The following is a 2,958-nucleotide window of genomic DNA, read 5'->3' as shown; positions in this document are numbered from 1 at the left end:
ACATCCAATTCCCATCACCCGCTTGCGTAAAAAAATTCTGGCAGCTTTTTTACTTATCCACATTTTCGCTTTTCTTTCGCTATGGTATAATTGCATTATGCTAACTAAAAGGCAAAAACAAATATTGGATTATATTAAAAAATTCATTGAAGAAAAAGATTACGCGCCGACTATTGATGAGATAAAAAGACATTTTCGCCTTTCGTCTTTGGCGACTGTTCATAAGCATATAGAGAATTTAAGAAGCAAGGATTATCTTAGAAAAATAGAAAACCAGCCAAGATCTATTCAATTAAACGATAAAAGAAAACCTTCGGACTTAATCCAAATTCCCCTGCTCGGAACCATCGCTGCCGGAGCGCCGATTGAGGCGATTGAATTTCCCGAAACAATCACTATTCCGAAATCGCAAATATCTAAATCGGGGAAACATTTCGCCCTGCGCGTTCAAGGCGACAGTATGATTGACGAAGGAATTTTTGATCAAGATGTCGTTATCATCAAAGAACAGCCAACTGCGGAAAACGGAGAAACAATTGTCGCCCTACTTAATGACAACGAAGTCACCCTGAAGAAAGTTTATAAAGAAAAAAATCGGTTTCGTCTCCAACCGGCAAACCGCGCCCTCAAACCAATCTATGTTAGAAAATTAGTCATTCAAGGGAAAGTTATTAGCGTTATTAGAAATTTTGAAAATCAAAAAGAAACAAACGCGAAAAACAACGACAACCAATTCTCCGCCGCGACTATAAATTACATCAATAAAACAGACATCAATTACAGAAAATCTTTGGGTCAATATTTTACGCCTAAATCTATTAGGGAAATGCTGCTTGAAAAACTTCCTCAAACGATAGAAAATCCTAAAATTCTAGACCCCGCTTGCGGCACGGGCGAATTTTTAGCGACGGCGAAAGAACGCTTCAAAAATCCTGAACTACACGGCTGGGATATAGATAAAAAATTAGTTGATATTTCCCGAAACCTGGTTTCGGGAGTAAATCTTAATACAAAAAACTCACTTTTAGATGAGGATTATGATAAATACGATTTTGTCATCGGAAACCCCCCTTATTACGAATTCAAAACTCCGGATAACATTAAAAGAAAATTCGGCAGCATCATCAACGGACGAACAAACATTTTTAGTTTATTTGTCTATCAGGGGCTCAACTGGCTAAAAGACGGCGGCTATCTCGCTTATGTTATTCCCCCATCCATGAACAATGGCGCCTATTTCCACAAATTAAGAAATTACATTATCCATAACGCGAACATTGAATATCTGCATGTTCTGAGAGACCCGAAAATTTTTCACGGCGCCTTGCAGTCAATTATGCTTCTTATTCTTAAAAAGGGCGAAAACAAAGGCGACTATCTATTCAAAAAAAATGGCGTTTTAATCTTCAGTGAAGGCGCCAAGTATTTACAAAAAATATTTAAAGACAAAACGACTCTGCATGATTTAAATTATCAAGTAAAAACAGGCCGGCTAATTTGGAATGAAAATAAAAATCTTCTTACTAATAATCCGGAGGAAGGCATTCCTCTAATTTGGTCGCGTAACATTACAGAAAATGGTTTGGAATTTCCAATAATTAGCAATAAGCCGCAATATGTTAAAAGGAAAGATTTTGATGTCGGCCCAGCAATCGTAGTGAACAGAATCACCGGCGCGGTTAAAGATTCTAAATTAAAAGCAGGATTCATTCCGTCGGGTATGAAGTTTATCGCGGAAAATCATGTCAATGTAATTTTCCCCCCATCCAAGCAAGAACAGACAAAAATGGATTTTGGAAATAATTTGCCAAAAAAAAATCTGCCCATCAAAAATATTATTAAACAAATATCTTCATTAAGCAGCATTAAAGCCATCAAAAATATCACTGGGAACACCCAAATCTCAAAAAACGAATTAGAAAAACTATTCCCAATTTCTCTTAATGTTTGTGGTTAAGTCAAAAATATTCAAACAAGGTGTTTTAATTCCTTGAGCCACATTTTTCCAATGAAAAACTATCTGCAGCAACGGCTCCGATTTGTCGCCTTTTGCGCCTACTATTTTACAATGACTTAAACCATCAGGGAAAATGATTTTAAATTGAGAATATTTATTAAGCATTTTACTAACTCTATCGCCAGCATCCTCTTTTTTAATAGCAATCTTCCCTTTGTTGTAATTAGCGTAATAAACAAAAAGATTTTGGACTTCTTTAAAAAAATTCTTTTCTTTTATTAATTCAAACAATATCTCTTTTGTGTGAATTCCCAAAAGTATAAGAATAAAAAATCTCTTTATCATTTCGCCGTCTTGTTTTTGGGCGCTTAGATAATTAAGATATTCTAACTTTTCGCTCCTGTCTCTTTCGCTAATATCCTTAAGAATAGTTTTAGATTTCTTATTTCTTTTTAAATCTCTTAAATATCTCGCTTTTTCCTCTCTTCGTATCGCTGAATTGCTAATTTTTGAAATTTTTTGAGGATATCGGTCAAACTTGCTTAAATAATCATCAACCCACTTATTGTGGTTTTTTTCTTTGCGAAAATCGCTCCAACCTTTCACTTTGCCGACAAAAAGACAATTTTCCGTAAGAGCATCCTGGCTTATGTTCGCCTTAGTCCCAATGCCAGATTTTGTGTCGCTCATTTTAATCTCAATAAAAATTTTCTTACCATTAGAAACAATTAATATATCGCCTGTATTGTCATAACGATTGCCTAAATGTTTAGCCGATGAAATATTTGGAAAATCCTTCTTAATTTGTTTTGCCACGCAAACAGCGTGATTAAACCAAGGATTTCTTTTGTCCTCAGCAACAAGAGAGCGAGAATTCAAAATTTTCTCAACAATCTTCTCCGCCTCCTCAATCAATTGTCTTTCATGCTTTCCCATATTTTAATTCTTAAATTCTTACTCTTTAATAAAACAGCGGCAAACCATGGATTTAGCAGACCATT

The 2,958-nt window shown here is 35.3% G+C and carries 2 protein-coding genes; one reads left to right on the top strand and one right to left on the bottom strand.

Annotated elements, in window-relative coordinates:
- The first annotated feature begins 97 nt into the window (after positions 1-97).
- Positions 98-1,957: a transcriptional repressor LexA gene (gene lexA, locus KKD20_05345; protein MBU4332514.1), complete on the top strand. Its 1,860-nt coding sequence runs from the start codon at positions 98-100 to the stop codon at positions 1,955-1,957.
- Here the strand turns inward: lexA and KKD20_05340 are convergent.
- Complete coding sequence (locus tag KKD20_05340) at positions 1,925-2,893, bottom strand: hypothetical protein (protein ID MBU4332513.1); 969 nt, start codon at positions 2,891-2,893, stop codon at positions 1,925-1,927. The two genes, lexA and KKD20_05340, sit on opposite strands and share 33 nt — an antisense overlap.
- Positions 2,894-2,958: the final 65 nt, after the last annotated feature.

The sequence above is a fragment of the Patescibacteria group bacterium genome (assembly GCA_018896645.1).
In the GTDB taxonomy this organism is placed as follows: domain Bacteria; phylum Patescibacteriota; class Patescibacteriia; order UBA2591; family JABMQE01; genus JAHIMF01.
This window is presented reverse-complemented; position numbering and strand designations above follow the sequence as displayed.

Coding starts and splice junctions, on each gene's coding strand:
- lexA (MBU4332514.1), top strand. CDS start 98: ATGCTAACTAAAAGGCAAAAACAAATATTGGATTATATTAAAAAATTC.
- KKD20_05340 (MBU4332513.1), bottom strand. CDS start 2,893: ATGGGAAAGCATGAAAGACAATTGATTGAGGAGGCGGAGAAGATTGTT.